Genomic DNA, 23,689 nt, shown 5'->3' on the forward strand with positions numbered 1-23,689 from the left:
GCATGAAAAGGTTTATTGGCTTACTTTTAGTGTTAGTACCATTTGTGGCAAACTCGCAGGAACTGCGATGCAATGTCTCCGTAAACTCTCAAAGGATTCAGGGTACCAACAGGCTGCTATTCCAGAACATGCAAACTGCCATTTACGAGTTCATGAACAACACTCCGTGGACCAACCATGTTTACGGATTTGATGAGCGTATCGAGTGTAGCATCATGCTCAACATAACCGAGCAGATAGGCTCCGATGAGTTTAAGGGAACCATTCAGATACAATCACGTCGACCGGTATTTAATACATCGTACAACACTACGATGCTCAATTTTCAGGATAATAACCTTCACTTTCGGTATCGCGAGTACGAGAAGCTAGAGTTTTCAGAATCATCGCACCTCAGCAACTTAACTTCCATCCTTGCGTTTTACGCATATATCATTATAGGGCTGGACTACGATTCATTTTCAAAACTAGGAGGAACAGAGTACTTTCAGAAAGCCGAACGCATTGTAAATAATGCTCAAAATGCTGTTGAACGAGGCTGGAAGGCCTATGAGGGAAACAGAAAGAATAGGTACTGGATGATTGAGAATCTCCTAAACCCAAAGTATCAACCCTTGCGCGAGGCCCTTTATCGCTACCACCGATTGGGATTAGATGTGATGAGCGAAAAGGCAGCTGAGGGAAGAGTTGAGATTGCCGAATCGCTTGCTTTGCTTCAGCGAGTTTACCGCGAGAAACCCGATCCCTATCTTTTCGCCCTGCAGCTGTTTTTTGATGCTAAAAACGAGGAACTTGTCAATATTTTTTCAGAATCGTACCCAACCGAAAAAGCTCGAGTGGTAAATATCCTTACAGAAATTGACAACCCAAACGCTGCAAAGTATAAGCGTATAATAGAACAGAATACACAGTAACACCGCTAATAGCATGATTCGTAAACTCTACATACAGAACTATGCTATAATTGATGAGCTTGAAATAGAGTTCAAGCAAGGGTTAAATATTATTACCGGTGAAACCGGTGCCGGTAAATCGATATTGTTAGGTGCACTTTCTTTGATTCAGGGCCAACGAGCCGATACATCGGTACTCAAACATAACGATAGGTCGTGCATTGTTGAGGTTGAGTTTGACATTTCAGAGTATAGCCTAAATGAATTTTTTGAGGCAAACGATATTGATTATGATGATATTACCACCATTCGTCGCCAGATAAGTGAGAATGGGAAATCTCGTGCATTTATCAACGAGATTCCGGTTAATCTTAACCAGCTCAAGGAGCTTACCGAAAAGCTCATCGATATCCACTCCCAGCATCAGAACCTTTTACTGGGTAACACCCGTTTTCAGCTCGATGTGCTTGATGCCTTTGCTGTATCAAGGGATTTACTTACCGATTACCGTCAGCTGTACGATGAGTTTCGAAAGCTTAAAACTGAGTTCGATAGGTTAGAGGCTAACGCTGAAAATGCAAAGCGCGATTTCGATTACCTATCCCATCAGCTCAATGAGCTAAATGCAGCTAACCTGCGTAGCGGCGAACTCGATGAGCTGGAAGCACTTCAAAAACAGCTTACGCATGCATCGGAAATTAAAACAGCCCTCGAGTTCTCCTATGGAACCCTTAATGCCGACGAACTTGCAGTGTTGTCAAAAGTAAAGGAGATTGAGTCCAACCTGCGGCGCATTGAATCAGTATTCTCCCAGGCTAGTAACCTAATTTCTCGGATTGAGAGTTGCCGTATAGAGCTTAAGGATATTGCTGATGAAATTGACTTGCTCAACTCAAAAGTTGAAGTTGACGATGAACAGTTACATACCGTAACCCAACGTATCGATCTTATTTACTCTTTACTTAACAAGCACCGCTTGGCTAACTTTGATGAGCTAGTTGAATTCCGAAATCAGCTTGAAAGTAGAGTAAATGAAATTGCACAAATTGACTTCAACCTGGATGAAAAGAGAAAAGCACTCCGGATCTTAGAGCAAAAGCTTCAGGAAAAGTCAAAGAACCTTAGTCAGATTAGAACAAGCTCAGCGCCTAAGGTTGAGCAGTTCGTAACAGAGTTGCTTCAGCAGTTGGGAATCAAACACGCTGTTTTTAGGATTCGTATCGAAAAACTGGAAGAGTTCCAACCCTGGGGTACCGATAGGGTCACCTTTTACTTTTCAGCCAATAAGCAAATCGAGCCCCAGGAACTATCGAGGGTTGCATCGGGTGGCGAGCTTTCCAGGTTAATGCTTAGCCTAAAATCGTTACTGGTAAAATCAACTGGTTTGCCCACTATAATTTTTGATGAGATTGATACAGGCGTTTCTGGCGAGATAGCTGATAGGATGGGAACCATCATCTACGAGTTGGCTAAAGGTATGCAGGTAATCAATATCACCCACTTACCGCAAATTGCTGCAAAGGGCAGCAACCACTTCTTGGTTTACAAGTCGGTAACCAACAGCCAAAGCTCTACAGGTATAAAGCTTCTTACTCCTGATGAAAGGGTAGTGGAAATAGCCAAAATGCTAAGTGGGGAGAAGGTTACCGATGCTGCACTCATGAATGCAAAGGAACTGCTTAAATCAAACGTTAGTTTAAGTTAATTGAACCAATTTCCGGTTTCTTTGTTTATCTTTGTTAGTTCAATTAAACGATGTATTTATGGCTTACAATTTACTGAAAGGTAAAAAGGGACTTATTTTTGGTGCCCTAAACGAGAAATCCATTGCGTGGAAAGTGGCAGAACGCGCATTTGAGGAGGGTGCTGAGGTTGTTTTAACCAATACCCCAGTGGCACTTCGCTTTGGCAATTTATATGAGCTTGCTGAGCGAATGAACACGGTTGTTATTCCCGCCGATGCCACAAACATTCAAGACCTGGAGAACCTTATTGACCAAACCATGGAGCGTTTTGGTGGTAAAATTGATTTTGTGCTCCATTCCATCGGGATGTCGCCTAACGTTCGAAAGGGCAGAACTTATGACGATTTGGATTACGATTTTTTCCTTAAGACACTCGATATTTCAGCCATTTCATTCCATAAAATTTTGCAAACCTGCTGGAAAAAGGATGCTATTACCCATGGCGGTTCGGTAGTAGCCCTTTCCTATATCGCAGCTCAACGTACCCTTTACGGTTACAACGATATGGCCGATGCAAAAGCCCTGCTTGAGTCTATTGCACGGAGCTTTGGGTATATCTATGGTCGGGAACGAGGTGTTCGTATCAACACGGTATCGCAGTCTCCAACTGAAACCACTGCAGGTGGTGGAGTAATGGGTTTTGATGCCCTGCTCGATTTCTCTGATCGTATGTCGCCCTTGGGTAATGCCAGTGCGCTCGATTGTGCCGATTTTTGTATAACCCTATTCAGCGATTTAACCCGCAAAATCACCATGCAAAACATTTATAACGATGGAGGATTCTCTAGCATGGGTATGAGCAACAGGGCCATGGCTGTTTACAACCGAAACCTTGAGGAGTGCAAGGACTGTAAGTAATGTATTTGGATAAATAATTGAAAAGCCCGCCAATTGGCGGGCTTTTTGTTAACCAAGATACGATTTTAGTAATTTACTACGCGAAGTGTGGCGCAAACGGCGGATAGCTTTTTCTTTTATCTGACGTACACGTTCACGGGTTAAGCCAAATTTTTCGCCAATTTCTTCAAGGGTCATCTCCTGGCAGCCTATCCCGAAGAAAAGTTTAATGATGTCCCTTTCTCGCTCTGTGAGTGTGGCAAGAGCGCGGTCTATTTCGCGGCTTAACGATTCATTTATTAAACCACGGTCGGCGCTTGGCGAATCGTTGTTGACAAGAACGTCCAAAAGGCTATTGTCCTCACCATCAACAAAGGGAGCGTCAACTGATACGTGGCGGCCACTTACGCGGAGCGTATCATTTACCTTTTCCTTGGGTAGCTCAAGTAAATCAGCTAACTCTTCGGGCGAAGGTGTACGCTCAAACTCCTGCTCAAACTTTGAGAATGCTTTGTTAATTTTGTTTAGCGATCCCACCTGGTTAAGCGGTAGGCGAACAATGCGCGATTGTTCCGCTAATGCTTGCAGTATGGATTGACGAATCCACCAAACAGCATAGGAAATGAATTTGAAACCACGGGTTTCATCAAATTTTTCAGCAGCTTTAATAAGCCCTAGGTTACCCTCGTTAATTAGGTCGGGTAGGCTAAGTCCCTGGTTTTGGTACTGCTTGGCTACCGAAACCACAAAACGCAAATTGGCACGTGTCAATTTCTCCAGCGCTGCCTGATCGCCTTTGCGAATACGCTGGGCAAGCTCAACTTCCTCTTCTACAGTGATAAGGTCTTCCTTACCAATCTCTTGTAAATACTTATCGAGCGATGCGCTCTCCCTGTTAGTGATTGATTTTGTGATCTTTAATTGTCTCATCCGACCCGTATATTTAGTGCAAAATTACTACAAACACTAGTTAATATCAAGAAAAAAAATATGTTAAACAAAATAAACAAGCAACGTTCTAACGTGTTAAGTTAAAACGTTGCTATTTTTAAAAAGTTTCATTTAATATGTCAAAATCTCATAATTTTTAGTTTACGCCAATTGCATAGTAGGCAACCACACCATTGGGGTAAACCCCCTCAATTAAAACTCCACCCGATGAAATGCTTAGTACACGCTTTAAGTCATCGATATTGCGAATTGGTGTCCGGTTCATACGGGTAATAATGTATCCTTTCTTAATTCCACCTTCCTTAAGCTTACCATCCTGGAGTTCAACTATTTGTAAACCGTAATTAATTCCAAGCTCTTGCTTTTGCTTATCGGTGATTTCTTTAAACTCTGCACCTAAGCTACTTAACGTATCATCGGTTTTTACTACACCCAAACCACCTTTAAGGTTGCGGAGTGTTACATTGAATCGTTTCTTTGAATTATCACGGTTTACCACAATGTCAACTTGCTGGTTAGGACGGTAACGGCTGATTTGTTCCTGTAGCTGAGCAGTGCTGTTAACATCAACGCCATTAACCGAGAGGATTACATCGCCGGGTTTAATACCAGCAGCATCAGCAGCGCCACCCTTTTCAACATCAAATATGTAAACTCCTTTAATTTCCTTTATCCCTTTTTCCTTGGCTAGCTCTGCGGTAAGTTCTTGGATTCTAACACCCAGAATGGCCCGTTGTACCTCACCAAATTCAATGATATCGGTCACAACCTTTTTAACAATGTTTGAGGGTATTGCAAATGCATAACCAGTAAATGAACCCGTTCTTGAAGCAATGGCTGTATTAATACCAATTAGTTCACCCCTAAGGTTTATTAAAGCACCGCCGCTGTTTCCTGGGTTAACTGCAGCATCGATTTGAATAAACGATTCTATGGCGAATTCGCGTCCACTAAGTATGTTGATATTTCGTGCTTTGGCACTTACAATTCCAGCGGTAACCGTTGATGTTAGGTTAAAGGGATTTCCAATGGCTAATACCCATTCGCCAATTTTAATGTTATCGGAGTTGCCAAAGGATAGGAAGGGCAGATCGGTAGCATCTATCTTTAGAAGCGCAATATCGGTACTTGGATCAGTACCCACTAGTTTTGCAGTAAACTTGCGCTTGTCGTTCAGCACTACAGTAATTTCATCGGCATTTTCAATCACATGGTTATTGGTAACAATGAAACCATCGTGGGTTAAAATAACTCCAGATCCAGAGCTCTGAACCTTTTGGCGCGGCATATAGTCGCGTGGCCCAAAAAAGAAGTCAAATAAGGGGTTCCCGAACGAGTAGTCAACAGATTGGGTGAACTCTGTTGTTACGTGTACTACTGCATCAACCGATCGCTCTGCAGCCCAGGTAAAGTCAGTAGATGAGGAATCGGGTGCAAACGCTCTAACTACCTGAGCGGGAGTTTTTTGGGTAACAACTCCCTCATTATTATTCGAACTCAATACATGGTTGCTTAAAATGATGGCCAGCATGCCACCAAGAGTGGCATAAATTACTGGTAGTATAAATTTCTGTGCTTTCATAGTCTAACTTGTTTTATGGTTTCTGCTAATTTAGGTAACAAAAAAAATACCTTGTGCAGCTGATTAACAAATGTTAACCAGAGGTATGTCAATTTTTCATGTTTTTAAAATAAAGCCACGACAAAATTAAATGTGAGCTAAATCACATTCTGAATTTTTGGCATCATGCGAAATACTTAGTACGGGTAAAAGTTAAAGGGTATATGAATTATTTCCGAGAAGGTTTCACCAACCTCAAGCATATCCTCATCAATACTTTTGTAATACCAGTTTACCTGTACGGCTTTATTTTCTTTTTTAATATTTTGTAGTAATGAGAGAATTTCAATAATCTTTTTTGAGGCAGCAGTGTTAAAGTAGTCGAGCTTGAAAACCAGATTAGTTTCTTGATTTGGCTCCTTTAAATACTCATGAAACCATTCAATTATAGGCTCAAAGAACTCCTTGGGGTTCTCGGGCATAATTTTTCCATAGAACTCAAAACGGCCCCTTTCCTTATCCAGTGTGACCTCTGGGGTATCGCTGGTTTCCAACAACTTTAATGGCTTCATCTTTTTCAACTTTTAGTAAAGTAACACAAAGCAAGGAATGTTAACAAAATTAAGAAAAAATGAAATTAATGCAATTTTGTTTTAGTAATTAATTTTGCCCTCAAAAACTTCTTCGGCAGGCCCTTCGAGCCAAACGTTCAGGTATTTTTCTTCAATTTGATCAAAATAGACCTTGAGTAAACCGCCAAGGGCTTCAACCTCAATTGGGGTTTGGTTGATATCGAAGTAGTGAGAGTATGCTATGGCTGATGCTGTTGCACCAGTTCCGCAGGCTAGGGTTTCAGCCTCTACACCCCGCTCGTAGGTTCGGATTTTTATTCTACCAGGAGCTACTTCCTGAATAAAATTCACATTGGTTCCTCCATTGTTGAAATTCACGCTTTGCCTTATGAGGCGGCCCTCGCGGTCCACATCAACGCCATTAACATCCCTAACCATGGTCACATAGTGCGGGGAGCCTGTATTGATAAAGTAACAATCGTCAATTATTTCTAGGGTTTCTACATCAATCATTTTGAGCTTTACTGTGCCATCGGTATTGAAAATTGCCGAGTGCATCCCATCAATCCCTTGAAAGTCGAATGATAATCCGTTGGCCAGCCCAATTTTCTTGGCAAAAGTGGCAAAGCATCTTCCCCCATTCCCGCACATGGTCGACTCGTTACCATCGCAATTAAAGTAACGCATGAATGGCATGCCATTCTGGGTTTCAAGCAATATAAGACCGTCGGCTCCAATTCCATAATGTCTGTCGCAAAGGTGTTTAACACCTTGAACCGTTGGGGTAAAAGCTTGGTCACGATTGTCAATCATTATAAAGTCATTACCAGCACCATGGTATTTAAAAAACTGTAGCATCATAATTCATGTAATAGTACCCTACAATATTCGGGAAAAATAACGAAGAACCCAATAAAATTGGAAATTAATAGGAGAAAATTAAAAATTATTTAGGATCGATTTTAAAGCCAACCACTAGGATATCGTCAACCTGCGGATATTTTGTTCCCAACCAATCCTTTAAAGTGTTTTTAAGAATCTCGCGCTGCTGATCGGGGGGCAGAATGGATATGCCAGCCAGAAGGTCAATAAAATTTTTAATCATATATTTTCGTCCATCGGGGCCCCCAAATTGATCGATAAACCCATCGGAGAACATATAGAACCATGTAGGGCTTTCAACCTTTATTACGTGGGTGGTGAACTCATCGTTACGGTAATCCATTCCGCCTCCAATTGATTCTTTATCGCCTCTAATACGGTTCACCTCGTTGTTAACCACATAAACTAAGGGGTTTTTAGCTCCAGAGAATTCAACAATGTTAGTTTTGGTATCAACAACGCAAAGGGCCATATCCATACCATCACGGTTATCGGTTTCATCCTGCCTAAGGGTTCTTCGGATACCATTGTTAAGTTCGGTTAGAATAGCTCCTGGTTTATGAATTCCACGGAATACAATATCATCGAGTAGGTTGTAACCAATCATGGACAGGAACGCACCGGGAACACCGTGTCCAGTACAGTCAATTGCCGATACGGCAACTTTACCCGTTTTTTCATTGGATCCGTATCCGGTGGTTAACTCCTTGAACCAGTAGTAGTCGCCACTCACCACATCGCGTGGACGGAAAAATATGAACGATTCAGGGAAAATAGCCTGTAGGTTGGATTGTGGAGGGAGTAAGGCCCTTTGAATGCCTTGTGCGTAGTTAATACTCTTACTTATGTTCTCGTTCTGTTTCTGGATTTGGTCGCGTTGCTGTTGTATTTCAATATTTTGCAGGTTAAGCAGTTCGTTCGCTTTCTTTTTGTCTGTGTAATTCTTGTAGATGGCAACCGATGAGATAATCAGTACTAAAACAAATATTGCACCGGCCAGAATGATTATCCTTTGAACTCTGGATTGAGCCTCTCGCTCCCTCAGCTGTGCCTCCTTGAGCATTCTATCGGTATTAAGCAGATCAATTTCGGTTTGCTTGCGTTGGGCTTCCTCCTCTGCCTTGCGAAGGCTATCCTGCTTACGTAGAACTACAAAGTTAAGGGAGTCTTGCATGGCTTTTGATTGCAACTCGCGCAAACTCATAAGGAGCTCCTGTTGGGTACGTTGCATACGTTCCCTTTCTGCTTCGGCTTGCGATTTTACAACCTTTGTCTCGTATTCAGTTTTTATTTGCTGGGTGGCAAGTTGTTGTTCATAGGCGTTAGCCATACCGCCAAACTCAGTTGCTTTGGCTTTGTTTCCTAGGTTATCGTAGTTTTGGGCAAGTAGCTTAAGCGAGTTAAGGATTAAGCGGGGATTGTTTACCTCCCTGGAAAGTTCAAGTGCCTCCTCAAGCAGTTGAATGGCTTTTTCGGATTGGTTAAGGGCTGTGTGAATGTATGCAACATCAATTAAACCGGCAGCAACCTCTCCTTTATTATTAAGTTTTCTGCGGGCTTCAAGGCTCTTGTAAAAGTACTCAAGGGTAAGATCGAGCCTGTCCATGTCAGAGTATATTAGAGCTATGTTGCTGTAAACAGCCTTAATATCGTTATAGTTTCCAACCTTTTCGTTGAGCGGAATGGTTTCAAGAAAATAGTTAATAGCCTCTTTGGGATTACCAAACTCCCAATAAATAAATGCTATTTTATTCAGATAGAATGCCGCTTGCTGTGAGTTGTTTGCCTGCTTATATCGAACTACTAACTCTTTGTATCTGTCAATATCGTCCTGCTTTTCTTTTGGGATTGTAACAATCTCCTGCTGGCCAACTGCGTAAATAGCAGTGGCCATCACAAAAAACATTAAAAAAATCAGTTTAACCTGTTTCAACCTGTAATTATATTTTACTCAAACTTACTTATTTTTTTTTATTGTTCAAAAAACAACCATGTATTTTATTTAATCCAAACCTGAGTTAACTAAGTTGCTTTTTACACCTAGGATAAATATTAACTTTTTAAAATGCCCTTTGCTCTGCTTAAGCAGTATAACCATGATAAATGCAAATTTTTAAATACGTTTACCTTCTATTTATCGATATTTTTAATATTTTTATGGGAAATATTTTGCTTTTATCATTTATTTTTGAAAATTGGAAAATATTTAAAAGGTTAAAAAAGTATGCTTAAGCGAAACCTGTTTTACATTATTGGCGGGTTACTATTTTCTAATCTTGCCCTTGGTCAAGATTTTGAGGTAGCGCCTGTGCGTTTGGAGTTTGATGCAGAACCCGCTACAAGTCAGATGAAAACTATTACCGTAAAGAATCATAGCAGTAGGAGAGTATCATATACCGTTTCGTTCGCTGATTTTCTCCCAACAACAAGCGGAGAGCGGAAAATTCTACCTCCTAATTCAACCAAGCGCACCTGCGCAAACTGGATTAACGTTAACCCGGCTTTTTTTGAGTTGAATCCGGGCGAGGATATTCAAATTCAGGTTAACATGCTAGTTCCTGGCGAGGAATACGGGACTGCATGGTGTATGCTTTTTATACAACCAACCCGTGAGCAAACCAGTTGGAGTGCCGATAAGCAGCTTGCTGCAGGAATAACTGTAAGCGGAAGAATTGGTGTATTGGTTTACCAGTCGCCCAAGTCAAATCAAAACTACTCCATTAAGGTTAGCAACTTTCAAGAAGTAACTAAGCCAGGCGACCCTCAAAGAAAATTTTCTGCAGTAATTGAAAACCTTGGCGATAAGGTTGCTCAATGTAAGGTTTTCCTTTTGGCATCGAATATGCTAACTGCTGAGGAAAAACAATTTCCTCCAAAGGATTTTGAAATTTTTCCTAAGCTAACTAGGACTGTGGAAATGGAGTTGCCAAATGATTTACCAGCGGGAAAGTATGCCTTGGCTATTATTGTTGACTATGGCCCAAAATACCCACTGGAAGGATCGCAGCTTGTTATTGATATAGCTGGCGAGATACCTAAAGCAGATAAAGCTGATAGTACTAAAGTAAATCCATAATTACCCTTGAGGTTAAAAGCCATTCTATTTGTAGGATTTTTTCAGCTGGCGGGCTATTTATTTGCCCAGTCAACGTTTGTTTTTGTTGAAAGGCAAGCTCCAAATGGGATGGTTAAAGAAAAGTTTCAAGGATTAGTAGTTAATGGCGATACCTTACGACAAGGCCGTTACCTTTACTTTTTTGATAACGGAGTTTTAAATCAAGAGGGTTTCTATACAAACGGAAAACCCGATAGTGTTTGGATTACTTACTACCCAAGTGGTGCTAGGTTAAGCCTATTCCATTATAACAGTGGCAAAAAGGATGGCCCTTTCCTCTTCTGGAATTCCGATGGTACGCTTTACCAGCAAGGGTACTACAAGAATGACCTTTTGGATGGAGTGCTTGAGACTTACTATCCTAACGGAAAGCTTAGCGCAAAATCAGAATATAGTAAGGGTAGGCTAAATGGGATAAGTGAGGTTTTCGACGAGTCCGGATTACTCCGTCTGCGTAGTGGATATAAAAACGATACCCTTAACGGACTCTGGGAAACCTATTACGATACTGGCGAGCTTAACTATAAGGGCACTAAATGTTTGGGTAATTACTGCGATACGCTTTACGCATACTATAAAAATGGAGTACTAATGCGAAAGGCCTACTATAGTAATGGAAGGATAGATGGCGTTTTGATATCGAATTATGAGAATGGTGTATTGCAGATTAAGGCAGAGTATCGAAATGGTTCTCAGGATGGGAATTATACTGAGTATTACCCCGATGGTAGTATAAAAGAAACCGGAAGCTATTTAATGAACCAAAAGGTGGGATGGTGGACAAGCTACTATCAGGGTGGACAAAAGCATGGCCAAGGCAATTTTACAAAAGGGGTTTTAGATGGCGAATGGATTTTTTGGTGGCCAAACGGAAATGTGAAACAGCATGGTAGTTACTGTAAGGGGAAAGCTTGCGGTAGGTGGAAATATTTTAACAGTATGGGAGCGCTTATTATTGATGGGAATTACATTGATGATAAAGAAAATGGTGTTTGGACAACATTCTATCCCAATGGAGCAATTGCCGGTAGGATATGGTATTTGATGGGGAATCCGGTATCGGTAAAGTGGCTTTACGATGGCCAAGGTTTGCTGCAGAAACGATTTAGCCTTGAAGGGATAGAAAAATAAAAGGCCGGAATTCCGGCCTTTTCTACTACGCATCGATATTTGCATATTTGGCATGACGTTCAATGAACTCCCTCCTAGGGGGAACCTCATCGCCCATGAGCATGGAGAAAATCCTATCAGCTTCAGCGGCACTTTCAATGGTTACCTGACGGAGTATTCGGGTTTCAGGGTTCATGGTTGTAGTCCAAAGCTGTTCGGCATTCATCTCACCCAAACCTTTATACCGTTGAACATGCACCGATCCATCCTTTCCCTTACCAAGCTCTTCAACAGCTTTCAATCGTTCCTCTTCGTTCCAACAATATCGTTCTTCCTTACCCTTTTTAACCAAGTATAGAGGAGGGGTTGCAATGTAGAGGTGACCCTTGTTTATTAAATCGGTCATATAGCGGAAAAAGAAGGTCATAATAAGTGTTGCGATGTGGCTACCATCAACATCGGCATCGGTCATGATAATAATTTTATTATACCTTAATCCCGTAAGGTTAATGGCCTTACTATCTTCTTCTGTTCCAATTGAAACTCCTAACGCAGTGAAGATGTTCTTAATTTCTTCGTTTTCGAATATTTTGTGCTGCATGGCTTTTTCCACGTTCAGGATTTTACCACGTAGCGGTAGAATTGCCTGGAAACGCCTATCGCGTCCTTGTTTTGCTGTACCTCCTGCCGAATCGCCCTCAACAAGAAAGATCTCTGATACAGCTGGGTCCTTATCGGAACAGTCGGCAAGTTTTCCGGGAAGACCTGAACCTGAAAGAACGGTTTTACGCTGAACTAACTCACGTGCCTTACGGGCAGCATGACGAGCCTGAGCGGCGAGTATTACCTTTTGTACAATATTCCTTGCGTCCTTAGGGTTTTCTTCCAAGTAGTTGGCCAGGGCTTCGCTTACCGCCTGGTCAACAGCTATACGAACCTCGGGGTTTCCCAGCTTGGTTTTTGTTTGACCCTCAAATTGGGGTTCAGCCACCTTAACAGAGATTACAGCAGTTAATCCCTCGCGGAAATCGTCGCCGCTGATATCGAATTTGAGCTTGCTCAACATTCCTGAGTCGTCGGCATATTTTTTTAGGGTGCGGGTAAGTGCACTTCTGAACCCCGTAAGGTGGGTGCCACCTTCAATTGTGTTTATGTTGTTTACGTATGAGTGGACGTTCTCGGAGAATGAAGTGTTGTATTGCATGGCAACCTCTACGGGAACTTCACCTTTGTCGTTTTCAATGTAAATAATGTTTTCAGTTAAAGGCTCACGGTTTAGGTCCAAAAATTTGATGAATTCCTTTAAACCATCCTGTGAGTAGAATTCAGCGTAACGGTAACTACGGGTACCGTTTTCAATTATCTCGCGTTTATCGGTAAGGGTTAGCTTAATGCCTTTATTAAGGAAAGCTAGTTCTCTTAGCCGCGATTCCAGAATTTCAAAGTTAAACACAGTGGTTTGAGTGAATATCTGGCTATCGGGCATGAATGTTATGGTTGTACCGGTTTCCTCAGTGCTTCCAATAACCTTAAGCTCTGTTGTTGGCTTACCGCGGGAAAACTCCTGCCTGTATATCTTTCCATCGCGCTTAACCTCGGCAATTAGGGTTACTGAGAGTGCATTAACGCACGATACACCCACACCATGCAACCCACCGGAAACCTTGTATGAGTCCTTATCGAACTTACCACCAGCATGGAGAACCGTAAGCACCACTTCCAGTGCCGACTTCTTTTCCTTTTCGTGGAAGTCAACCGGTATTCCACGTCCGTTATCGGAAATAGTTATTGACCCATCTTCGTTAATAACTAAATCGATGCAATTACAGTAGCCCGCAAGTGCTTCGTCAATAGAGTTGTCAACCACCTCGTAAACCAAGTGGTGTAATCCTTTATTTCCTGTGTCGCCAATATACATGGCTGGGCGCATGCGCACAGCCTCTAACCCCTCCAGAACTTGAATGCTACTGGCTGAGTAGCTAACATTTCCATTTTCACCCTTTAATTCTTTTTCCTTATCGCTCATAGCAGAATAGCACTAAATCAACTTTAAAATTAACCTTCAAAGATAACCAAAATATTTGGTTTATCTTAATGGTTTTGTATCTTTTTTATTTGACCAACTAATTGACATTTAATTAATTACACTTGATGTTGATATTTTTAAATTGATATCAAACCCTACATATTTGGGTATAAGCAGAAGATGTCTTTTTGATCACTGGATAAGTTGCAATATCTCTAGAATTTGTAACTCACTCCAGCCAGCATGTTAAACCTTTGGGTTGGGTACAGATACCATAGCTGGTATTTTGCCCCAGTAATATTATTTGCGCAAACAAAAATCGACATTCTTTTATTGTAGATGTACTCAGCACCAAGGTTGATGTCTATGTATTCTTTAAGTCTAATTGGGCTATCGTTAGGATCCTTTGCCCATCGCTTGCCTATAGCAAATACCTCAGCATTCAGTTTCAGCTTATTCCGGAATGCATACTGGATAAAGCCAATAATTTCGTAATCGGGCAAATGCCAGGGGTGTGATATTTTTTGCGTTTTGTACTGGTAAAATGCTCCATTAAGTTTTACTTGAAACGATTTTGATGGTTCAAAAGCTATTTCTCCTTTAACCGTAGTTCGCTCCGTATTTTCGTATAATAAGCTGAATCGGTTAAATAAGGGGTTATTGTTATCGAAGTTGATGTTAACCATTAGTCCCAAACTATCAATAATGGAGTAGTTAGCATTAACATGATACGAAACGGTAGGGCTGAATTTACCTTTAACCCCTCCGCCTACCATGAGTTTATATACAGTATTCCATGTATCAATGCTCGAGGTCAACCATGGGTTTTGTTTTAGAAGATGAGAGTATGAGTTCTCCTGAACATAGCCATCAATTTCAACATAGGGTATAATGTAATGGCTAACAATATCATACGAGAGGTAAGCGCGAGGGAAGAAGTAGGTGTTGTTTACATTTCCATTGGCATCGTAAATAATGTTTAAACCGGCATAGGCATGCCATTGGTCGCCAAAGAAATGGGCCCAGGGTTTAATCTGCAAAAGTGCGTTATTTTTTGAACCTGTTGGATTGGAGCGACCGTAATGGGTGAACGAAATTTCGCCGCCAAACTGTTCCTGTCCAAAATATTTGTTGAGGTTAAAGAGTCCTGTAATCATTGTTTCCTGAAGGTCGTACCTATCGGTGAGATGGTAGAAGTTGGTTTGAGCATGGTAGTTTATGCTAGCTGAATCTTTGTTTGTGGTTTTAAATTCAAGATTTGCAGCAAACCTATTTATGCTTTGCTTGTCGTTGGAAGGTGTGAGCGCAGGATTTTCAAAAAAGTAACCATAGTAAGTTCGGTTATTTTGGGTAAAGCCGATGTCGCCCAGTAAAATTTTTTGGTTAAACATTCTCTTACCAAATGCCATGATATCGATATTTGATGCGGGGGCTTTAACCTTTAGGTTGTTGGTAAGTTCAAGTTTGGAGTTAGTATTAAAAAATTTTACCCAAGCACCGTAAAGGTTATCCTTGTTTCGGTTACTGCTGAGGTAGGCTTCAGCGTAGGGAAGGGCTGTGTTCCCTAAACCTACACGCATGTAACTCATATGTAAATCGGGCAATGGTTCGGAAACCATTCGGGCAGCCGATAGGGGAGTAGGCGTAAAGTAGGTTTCAATAGGCCGTTGGACTATGGAGTAGGTAAAGTTGGGGTTCACCTTTATGGTGTCAACAATCTTAGGTTGAAGGTTGATCTTGTTTGCATCGGAAATAGATGGTTCGTAGGGTCTAACAACTTGTACTTCCTTTTTCAACTCGTTGGTTTGCGCAGCGGTATGGCTGCCTGCCATTAAAAACATTGATGCACACAGGGTTATTGTTATGTATTTTATTCCGCTTCTCATTGCTGTGAAATTAATCTTGTTTTACAGATTGACGTTCCTTTTCCGATTTTACAAGTTGGTTTAACTTTGTGGTAGCCTCGTCGATAATTCCATCGGTAGTGTTTGAGTAGCCATCTAAAACGCTTTGTAGGGTAGCTTTGGCCTGGAAGAAGTCGTTTTGAGCGGCATATGAATCGGCAAGCAAAATGAAGCTTTTGGCTAACCAGTACTGGTGGGGAGTATTGTTCTCTGCAAATGAGAAAACTTCGTTTTCAGTTCTATTATACTCGCCGCGTTCATAGTAAATTAGAGCCTTCATGTACTTGGACTCAGCACCTTCAATAGTCTTGAGGTTCTGTGCAACCTTTGAGAACTCAATAAGGGCATCGTCGTACTTTTTGGAACGGTAGTTGGCTTTGGCTAACTTAAAACGGGTTTCACGCTCGAGTTCAGGCGATAGCTTCTCGGTACTCAAAATACTTGCCGCAATCACGGGCATTTGGTCGTCGCGTTGCAGCTCAAATGCACAGCGTAGCTTGCCTAAACGGGCATCGAGCAACATACTCTTAACTTCAGCTATCGACTCTAAGTTGTCAAGGTAGGTGTAAGCTTTTTCGTACTGTTTTTGGTTAAGGTAGATATTGCTAATCCTTAGTAAGCTTTGTTCAGTGAAACTGTTACGGGGTCTATTAATTATATTTTCAAAGTATTCCACTGCCTTATCAACGTTGTTATTCCGGATATTACAGTCGGCAATGTAGTACATTGCATTTACAGCAAAACTACCTTGAGGGTTTTCGCTGAGGTAGTCCTCAAATGCAAGTATTGATTTTTCACAGCTACCTGTAAGGTAAACTTTCTCCGCTGCCATGTAGCTTAGCGAGTCTTTCTCGGAAGCACTTATATTGGCAATTGATCCAAGCTTGGATGCATAGTTAAAGTAGGTTGCTGCATCGCCTTTATCTATATAAATGTTTCTAATACCTATTAGGGCATTTTTGGCTTCAGGCGTATTCGGATAATTTTCCACAACTCTCTTGTAGTATGCGAGTGAGTTTTCCAAATCGCTTGAGTTGTAGTATAGCAGTCCAATTTGAACTAAAGCTTTTGGGTAGTAGCTGCTGTTGGGGAATTCCGACTCAACTCGCTTATAGAAATCAATGGCCTGGCTTGTATTTTCAAGAATGTTATATGCCTCAGCTATCTCAAAAATTGCATCATCGGTGTAGCTTGATGTTGGGTATTTGCTAAGAAGCCCCTTTAATGTTTCTATCTTTTTCTCCGGACGGCTAACCAAACCCAATGAAAAACCTCTTTGGAATAGGGCGTAGTCGGCATCGAGCACATCAAGGTTAGCGGCTTTTTCATAGTAATCAATTGCAGCCCAATAGCGTCGTTGGATAAAGAAACAGTCACCAATCCTGTTGTAAGCGTCGGCAACCGTGTTTACTCGCGAATCGTTCAGTAAGCTATTATACTTACGGAACCAAGTAATGGCTGTATCGTACTGTTTCATTTTAAAGTACGCATAGCCCAGGTTATAGTGTGCAATAAGATACTCCTCCAGGCCAAAAGATCCAGGGGTAACTATAAACCTTTCAAGGTCATTGGCTGCGTTTTCGTAGTTTGATAGGCGGTAGTGCGATTCAGCTCTCCAGAATAGCGCTTGTGCTGCAATTTGTTGGTTATAACCGGCATACTCAAGCGATTTTGTAAACATTTGTATTGCATCGGTATAGTTAAGGTTTTGGAAAAGTTCCAGTCCGCGGAAGTATGCTGCACGCTGTAAGGCTGTATTAATGGTTGCGTCTTTCTTAGTGATTTTCTCCAACGATTCCACTGCCTCCTTGTAGTTTCTTGAACTTAAATAGGCAAGTGTTAAGTAGTTGTATGCCTCATCAATTCTGGGTGAATTGGGATATTCTTTGATGTATGCCTTAAAGGCATCGATTGCTTCATTGAAAGGCGCATAAAGCTGTTCGTAAGTTAGCTTGGCGAAGTTGAATAGAGCATCCTCCTTTATAATTTTATCAAAATCAAGTCTTGAGGCAAGTCCAAATGCTTGGCGAGCTTTATTCTTATCACCAAGCTTAAGGTAGCAGTCGGCTAAGTGGTAGTTAGCGTTTTGGCTTAGGGAGTCGTCAACGGTGGAAATACGTTCCAGGTACTTTGCTGCCTCGGAATACTTGGTATTTTTGTAGTAGGCAAATCCCAAAAGGTATATATCCTCACGTGAGAGTTGCTGTTTGTTTTTTTCCTCGTAAATCCTAAGGTAGGTTAGTGAGCTATCGTACTGTTTAAGCTTGAAAAAGGCATCACCAACAATTTTGGCAATTTCATGTGCACGTTTGTTTTTGTCATCCCTAGCTAAAGGAGGGGAGTAGGAGGTTACCTTTTTATATTCACCCTGTAGGTAGTATATATGAGTAATGTAGTAAGGAACAAGTGGAGCAAAAAGTTCATTGTTCTGAAGTTTCTCAAAACCTTTTAGGGCAGTAGCGTATTTCTTTTGAATGTAAGCAATGTGCGAGTAATAATAGGTTGCTGGCGCTGCAAACTTATTATCGATGTCTTTCACCTGGAACAGCCATCTATTGGCCGATTCGTAATCGTTAGTCATGAAATAACAGTATCCTAGCATGAACTGCCACTCAAAACGCCTGTCTTTTTCCAATCCGTTCTTATCAACTTTTGAAAGCCAATATACCGTCTGCGAATACTTTTTTTGCTGGTACTGCATTTTTCCCATGGCAAAGTATGCCTGATCAATAAGTTGACTTTCAGGGTAGCTTTGAATAAATTGACCTATAAGATATTCAGCATCATCGTTATTCAGAAAAATTGCACACATTGCCCTGTAGAACTCAGCTGAAACCCTTTGCTGGTAGTAACCTTTAGGCAAGCTTGCAATGTATTGCTCAAATGTTTTTTGAGCATCGGCATACATTTCCTTTTGGTATAGGTCAAGTCCTTTTTCGTAAGCTATGTTCAGGGAGTTGAACCTACTGCTCTCCTGCGCTGTAAGCGCGATTTGAAAAAAGAAAACGAAGAGGTAAACTAGGAATAATAACCTTTTCATCATTCAATATTATATTTATCAGGCCTAAAAATAGTAACTATTAACCTAAACATTTATTGTTGAGCCAACTTTTAATCAACAATTAAAATAATTTATTAAAAGCAGGGTAAACGATTAAACAACAGTTTGCGAAAATTTGTTATATTTACAGATGTAACAACCAATTGATATAATGGTAACCGTAAAAGCCATCTACAATCCCAAACGAATGACCGAGGGAGCAGGGGTAAGCGTACAAAGGGTTTTGGGTTTTGAAACCCGATACGAGTGCGATCCCTTTTTACTGCTTGACTATTTTGGTTCCAGTTCGGAATCGGAGTATATGGCAGGCTTTCCTGAGCATCCCCATAGGGGGTTTGAAACCATAACGTACATGCTTGAAGGCCAAGTAAAGCATACCGATAGTACTGGAAGAAGCGGAATAATTGGCCCAGGCGAGGTTCAGTGGATGACTGCCGGAAGTGGTATAATACATAGCGAGATGCCCTTAAGTGATAGTGGAAAGATGTATGGCATCCAGCTTTGGCTCAATTTGCCCCAGGAGTATAAAATGGTAGCTCCTGTGTATCGTGAACTAAAAAGAGAAGAAATTCCAGTTGTTGAAACAACCTCATCGCAGGTTAAGGTTATTTCCGGGAAGTATCGTAAACGCGATGGTGGAATGCAGGGCCTTTACAAGCCAGTTGATATTTTTGACGTAAAACTATGGCCTGATTCTGTATTCGATGAAGTTATTACTCCTGAGTTTTGGAGTTATAAGTACTTTCTGTTTATTTATGAGGGTGAGGTTACAGTTGCAAATGACCCAAAGCCAATTAAGGCACCTTGTGGTGTTGCATTATCGCAGGGTTCAATTATTCAAATTAGGGCTGGTGAAAGCGGAGCAAACTTTCTGTTCTTTGGCGCTGAGCCTAATAATGAGCCCATTGCCTGGCATGGCCCCATCGTAATGAATACCGACGCCGAAATACGAAAAGCCTTAGAGGAACTCAGTAACGGTAATTTCTTGAAATAGCATTTATGGCAGAACCATTAATTGCATTAGTAGATTCCAATGACAATATTATTGGGTATGGCGAGAAACAGCAAGTTCATATCGATGGAATTCTACACAGAGCATTTTCCATTCTAATTTGCAACGGCAAGGGTGAAATGCTTATTCACCAAAGGGCGCACGAGAAATACCATTCACCAGGATTGTGGACAAATGCTTGCTGCAGCCATCTAACCGAAAGTGAACAGATGGAAACAGTTATTAATGAACGTTTAATGCATGAAATGGGCTTTTCGTGCCCCCTAAAGCATCTATTCACTTTCCATTACAGGGTGGAATTCGATAACGGTTTAGTTGAAAACGAGATTGATTGGGTTTATTTGGGTCGGTTCGACGGAACTCCAAGCCCGAATCCTAGTGAAGTAGCTGGATGGAAATGGGTTAACATTGAATTTTTGGTTAACGATATTGAGAAAAACCCCGAACAATACACCTATTGGTTTAGGCATATCATGCAAGAGTACAAGCACAAGGTGCTTGAGGCCTTTCACAAGTGTAGGGTTGCTTAATCAATTCGCTTGGCTTTTAGTATTAGGCTGTTAGTAACAACCGAAACAGAACTAAATGCCATGGCTAGGGCTGCAATCATAGGATCGAGTAGTAATCCGGTAAATGGGTATAGAACCCCTGCGGCTATAGGAATACTGATCAGGTTATAAATAAATGCCCAAAAAAGGTTTTGCCTAATTGTTTTTACAGTTTGTCGCGAAATTGCTATTAGCTCTGGGATTGCATTTAGGTCGGTCTTAAGGATTGTTACCTGTGAAGCATCAATCGCAATGTCCGATCCCTTGCCCATAGCAATGCTAACATCAGCTATACTTAGCGCTTCGGTATCGTTTATTCCATCGCCAACCATCGCTACTGTTTTCCCTTGGGCTTTTAGATTTTCAACGTAGGTCTTTTTATCGGCAGGGAGCATTCCCTTTTCGAACCTTTCAATGCCAACCTCGCTTGCAATTTTTTCAACACTCATTGAGCTATCGCCCGACAGTATGATTGGCTCAATACCAATATTCCTTAGCTTAGCAATTGCTGATGGGGCTTTATCCTTTATTTTATCCGTAATAGCTACAGTGGCTAACAACCGGTTTTCTTCAGCAAACCCAATAAGCGTGCCACTGATACTGGCTTGGTTTGGTATAACATCAATTACCCCAGATTGGTTCAAGTACTCCAAGCTACCAACGCGATACACTTTACCATCAACAATAGCCTTCACCCCTTTTCCTGTCTTCTCGGAAAAAGATTCAATGGTAATCATTCTACTGCTTGCACCAATGAACTCAACAATTGATTTTGCAAGGGGATGATTGGAATGCTGCTCAATAATGCCAAGTATGCCAGGGTATTTATCATCGTGGTGGAACCAATTAATGGATTCAACTGTAGGCCTACCTTCGGTAAGCGTGCCTGTTTTATCGAAAATTATCGTATCAATTTTGCACGCATGCTCAAGGCTTTCGGCATCGCGAACCAGAATGTTTTTTTGGGCAGCCTTGCCGATACCAACCATTATTGCTGTTGGAGTTGCCAATCCAAGTGCACAGGGGCATGCTATTGCCAAAACCGAAATGGCGGCAATAATTCCATGGCTGAACGCTAAATCTGGAGCAATTACCAACCATGCAGTAAACGTAAGAATGCTAATTGCGATGATGATAGGCACAAAAATTCCTGCAACTCTATCGGCTAGTTTCTGAACAGGGGCTTTTGAATTTTGAGCATTAGTAACGGTTTCGATGATTTTGCCCAAAACCGACTCTGAACCTATCTGTTCAGCCCTAACGTATAACAAACCGTTTAGATTAATTGTTCCAGCCCAAACTTTTTTGTTAATACTTTTTTCGGCAGGTATTGGTTCACCAGTAATTGTGCTCTCATCTACCCAGCTATGACCTTCAGTTACTGTACCATCAACTGGGATACGCTCACCGGGCTTAACCATTACATTCATTCCTTTTCTTACCTCGGACAATGGAACCTCTTCAATACTTTCGTTTTGCTTTACCCATACCATTTGGGGCTGCAGCCCCATGATCCTTTTAATAGCTGAAGCCGTTTTGCCTTTTGCTCTCTCTTCAAGCCATTTCCCCAGTAGAACAAAGGTGATTATCATGGCTGCCGATTCAAAGTAAAGGTGTGGCGTTATACCCCTGTTTTGTAAATTTTCTTTTAAGAAAATGGCTGCAATGCTATACAAATATGCAACTGTTGAACTAATGGAAATGAGGCTATCCATGTTCGCTTTAAAATGCTTAAGCTGCTTGTAAGCATTTATATGAAATTGCCTTCCAAACCAAAAAATTACAGGAGTTGAGAGTATCAATACTATTATTGGGGTGTAACTCCAATGCATGAGAATCATTTGCACAAACATTAAGGGAATCGAAAGTAATAGTGAGTAAATAAATCGGTTTCTAAGGGTATTGATGTGCAGTTTTTTTTCTGCATCAATATCGTAATTATTGCTATCAATAACCAAGTCGTAACCAATTGAGCGAACAGCATTGCGAAGATTCTCCGGGGATGTAATATTGCTGTCAAAGTTTACCCAAACCGTGCTGCTGGCAAAATTAACCCCAGCATCCAACACTCCCGGTTGGCTTTTAAGGATAGTTTCCACACTAATTGCACAACCGGCACACGACATGCCTGTAACCTGAAATATTTTGCTTTCCATGTCTGTAAAAATGAATATGTAAAAGTATGTGAGTAAACTCTCATAAAATGGTTTACTGCTATTGATAAAAAACAACTCTTATAATGAATAGGTTTAATTGAAGTGGTATGAATTTATGGGAATGATTCGGAATGATTCGGAATGAATCGGAATAAGTCTGAATGTGAGGGAGTTAGTAGAAGTTAGAGGAAGTTAGAAGAAGTTAGAAGAAGTTAGAGGAAGTTAGAGGAATAGTGAAAAAAAACGATTAATTCATAGTACTTGGGTTTAAAGCAGAGCATTTTAAAAAAGTAAAAAGCACGCCAAACGGTGGCGTGCAGAAAACATAGGAAAGTCAGAATACGATAGTTAAATAGATTCTGTTTCCACAACCTTTGCCAGCAAATCGGCGTAGGGTATTAGGAGGTAAGTTTTTCCTTCGAATTCAACCTCGGTTCCTGAGTACTTTTTAAAAACCACCAGATCGTTAACGGCAATTTCGGAGTTCTCGATGTTGCCTACGGCAACTACCCTTGCCCACGATGGTTTTTCCTTGGCTGTATCGGGAATAATAATACCCGATGATGTAACCTGTTCAGTGTTATCGTCGCTCAAGTCGAGCACAACATGCTGGTTAACTGGTACTAATTCTTTCATATCGAACAAATTTATTGGGTTTGAATATTGAGTAGTCGTTTAATTTTTTGCTGGTCGAAGCCTACCACCCATTCACCGCCAATGTTGGCTTGAGGAACACCCTGTTGGCCTGTTGCTGAAACCATTTGGCGAGCAGCCTCATGGTCGCGCGAAACGTCGATATCAGTAAAAACTATACCATTCTTACGCAGGAAACTTTTGAGGGTGTTGCACCATGGGCAGGTTGGTGTAGAATAAACAGTCACACTCTTTTGTTGAGGAGAATTTTGGGCTCTTTGCTGGTAAACAGCATTCTCAAAAAGTTGCCTGTAGAACTGTGCATCGTGGCAACCCTTTACCATATCTTTAAGTTGACCCTTTTCAAAAACCAGAAGCGAGGGAGCACTGGTTACCCCGAAGTGCTTGTGTATTTCAGGGTAGGTTGGGGCATCAACATAAAATACATTATCCATTTTTGTAGTGTTAGCAGCTTCGTTAACTGCACTAAACGCACAGTCGCTAACCCCTGTTCCCTTCTTAAACACTAGGAGGTAAGCCCTTTCCTTTCCCTTGATTTGTTCAGTGAATTCTTTTAGTTTGGTTATCTCGAGCATAGCTATCAATTTTTAAAAGTCATAATCAAATTTCAAACCAAATATACAAAAATGTAAATATGTCAATATAAAATATGACAAGTTTGC

18 protein-coding genes are annotated in these 23,689 nt (G+C 41.2%); 7 read left to right on the forward strand and 11 right to left on the reverse strand.

All coding sequences use genetic code 11. The features are described 5' to 3' along the window. The first annotated feature begins 2 nt into the window (after window positions 1-2). From porD to AB6811_RS06610, 3 genes are read left to right on the forward strand one after another with little or no spacing between them, the layout of a single operon-like run. On the forward strand, window positions 3-914 hold the full coding sequence (gene porD / locus AB6811_RS06600; RefSeq protein WP_369489649.1) for a type IX secretion system protein PorD: 912 nt from the start codon (window positions 3-5) through the stop codon (window positions 912-914). 13 nt (window positions 915-927) lie between these two features. Continuing rightward, window positions 928-2,598 (forward strand): DNA repair protein RecN, encoded by a 1,671-nt coding sequence (gene recN / locus AB6811_RS06605; RefSeq protein ID WP_369489650.1) that lies wholly within the window; start codon window positions 928-930, stop codon window positions 2,596-2,598. A 58-nt stretch (window positions 2,599-2,656) separates the two neighbouring features. Further along, window positions 2,657-3,496 carry an enoyl-ACP reductase FabI gene (locus tag AB6811_RS06610; RefSeq protein WP_369489651.1) on the forward strand — a complete coding sequence of 280 codons (840 nt, stop codon included), beginning with the start codon at window positions 2,657-2,659 and terminating at the stop codon, window positions 3,494-3,496. A 48-nt stretch (window positions 3,497-3,544) separates the two neighbouring features. On the opposite strand, the gene AB6811_RS06615 is transcribed toward AB6811_RS06610, so the two are convergent. The 5 genes from AB6811_RS06615 to AB6811_RS06635 all read right to left on the reverse strand — a co-directional run bounded on the left by AB6811_RS06615 (window position 3,545) and on the right by AB6811_RS06635 (window position 9,335). Then, window positions 3,545-4,405 (reverse strand): sigma-70 family RNA polymerase sigma factor, encoded by an 861-nt coding sequence (locus AB6811_RS06615; RefSeq protein ID WP_369489652.1) that lies wholly within the window; start codon window positions 4,403-4,405, stop codon window positions 3,545-3,547. A gap of 157 nt (window positions 4,406-4,562) precedes the next feature. After that, entirely contained in the window at window positions 4,563-6,008 is a 1,446-nt protein-coding gene (locus AB6811_RS06620; protein ID WP_369489653.1) for a Do family serine endopeptidase, read from the reverse strand. 176 nt (window positions 6,009-6,184) lie between these two features. Next, complete coding sequence (locus tag AB6811_RS06625) at window positions 6,185-6,559, reverse strand: DUF1987 domain-containing protein (protein WP_369489654.1); 375 nt, start codon at window positions 6,557-6,559, stop codon at window positions 6,185-6,187. An 81-nt stretch (window positions 6,560-6,640) separates the two neighbouring features. Then, window positions 6,641-7,420 (reverse strand): diaminopimelate epimerase, encoded by a 780-nt coding sequence (gene dapF / locus AB6811_RS06630; protein WP_369489655.1) that lies wholly within the window; start codon window positions 7,418-7,420, stop codon window positions 6,641-6,643. Window positions 7,421-7,505: 85 nt separating this feature from the next. Beyond that, entirely contained in the window at window positions 7,506-9,335 is a 1,830-nt protein-coding gene (locus AB6811_RS06635; protein WP_369489657.1) for a SpoIIE family protein phosphatase, read from the reverse strand. A gap of 330 nt (window positions 9,336-9,665) precedes the next feature. Here AB6811_RS06635 and AB6811_RS06640 point away from each other — a divergent pair, with 330 nt between their 5' ends. Both AB6811_RS06640 and AB6811_RS06645 read left to right on the forward strand, forming a co-directional pair. Beyond that, on the forward strand, window positions 9,666-10,517 hold the full coding sequence (locus AB6811_RS06640; RefSeq protein WP_369489659.1) for a fimbrial biogenesis chaperone: 852 nt from the start codon (window positions 9,666-9,668) through the stop codon (window positions 10,515-10,517). Window positions 10,518-10,523: 6 nt separating this feature from the next. Further along, entirely contained in the window at window positions 10,524-11,687 is a 1,164-nt protein-coding gene (locus AB6811_RS06645) for a toxin-antitoxin system YwqK family antitoxin (RefSeq protein WP_369489660.1), read from the forward strand. A gap of 25 nt (window positions 11,688-11,712) precedes the next feature. Here AB6811_RS06645 and gyrB read toward each other — a convergent pair whose 3' ends face one another. The 3 genes from gyrB to AB6811_RS06660 all read right to left on the reverse strand — a co-directional run bounded on the left by gyrB (window position 11,713) and on the right by AB6811_RS06660 (window position 18,636). After that, on the reverse strand, window positions 11,713-13,692 hold the full coding sequence (gene gyrB / locus AB6811_RS06650) for a DNA topoisomerase (ATP-hydrolyzing) subunit B (RefSeq protein ID WP_369489661.1): 1,980 nt from the start codon (window positions 13,690-13,692) through the stop codon (window positions 11,713-11,715). A gap of 215 nt (window positions 13,693-13,907) precedes the next feature. After that, on the reverse strand, window positions 13,908-15,578 hold the full coding sequence (locus tag AB6811_RS06655) for a TonB-dependent receptor (protein WP_369489662.1): 1,671 nt from the start codon (window positions 15,576-15,578) through the stop codon (window positions 13,908-13,910). A 10-nt stretch (window positions 15,579-15,588) separates the two neighbouring features. Next, window positions 15,589-18,636 (reverse strand): tetratricopeptide repeat protein, encoded by a 3,048-nt coding sequence (locus AB6811_RS06660; RefSeq protein ID WP_369489663.1) that lies wholly within the window; start codon window positions 18,634-18,636, stop codon window positions 15,589-15,591. Window positions 18,637-18,808: 172 nt separating this feature from the next. On the opposite strand from AB6811_RS06660, the gene AB6811_RS06665 reads away from it, so the two are divergent. Further along, window positions 18,809-19,651 (forward strand): pirin family protein, encoded by an 843-nt coding sequence (locus AB6811_RS06665; RefSeq protein WP_369489664.1) that lies wholly within the window; start codon window positions 18,809-18,811, stop codon window positions 19,649-19,651. Window positions 19,652-19,656: 5 nt separating this feature from the next. Then, window positions 19,657-20,199, forward strand: coding sequence for an isopentenyl-diphosphate Delta-isomerase (gene idi / locus AB6811_RS06670; RefSeq protein WP_369489665.1), 543 nt, complete (start codon window positions 19,657-19,659; stop codon window positions 20,197-20,199). On the opposite strand, the gene AB6811_RS06675 is transcribed toward idi, so the two are convergent. From AB6811_RS06675 to AB6811_RS06685, 3 genes are all read right to left on the reverse strand, one after another. After that, window positions 20,196-22,373: a heavy metal translocating P-type ATPase gene (locus AB6811_RS06675; protein WP_369489666.1), complete on the reverse strand. Its 2,178-nt coding sequence runs from the start codon at window positions 22,371-22,373 to the stop codon at window positions 20,196-20,198. The two genes, idi and AB6811_RS06675, sit on opposite strands and share 4 nt — an antisense overlap. Window positions 22,374-22,721: 348 nt before the next feature. Further along, on the reverse strand, window positions 22,722-23,009 hold the full coding sequence (locus tag AB6811_RS06680) for a GroES family chaperonin (protein ID WP_369489667.1): 288 nt from the start codon (window positions 23,007-23,009) through the stop codon (window positions 22,722-22,724). Between the two features lie 11 nt (window positions 23,010-23,020). Beyond that, window positions 23,021-23,602 carry a glutaredoxin domain-containing protein gene (locus AB6811_RS06685; protein ID WP_369489668.1) on the reverse strand — a complete coding sequence of 194 codons (582 nt, stop codon included), beginning with the start codon at window positions 23,600-23,602 and terminating at the stop codon, window positions 23,021-23,023. Between the last annotated feature and the right edge of the window lie 87 nt (window positions 23,603-23,689).

Origin of the sequence: Tenuifilum sp. 4138str (assembly GCF_041102575.1) — a bacterium.
Taxonomy (GTDB): Bacteria; Bacteroidota; Bacteroidia; order Bacteroidales; family Tenuifilaceae; genus Tenuifilum; species Tenuifilum osseticum.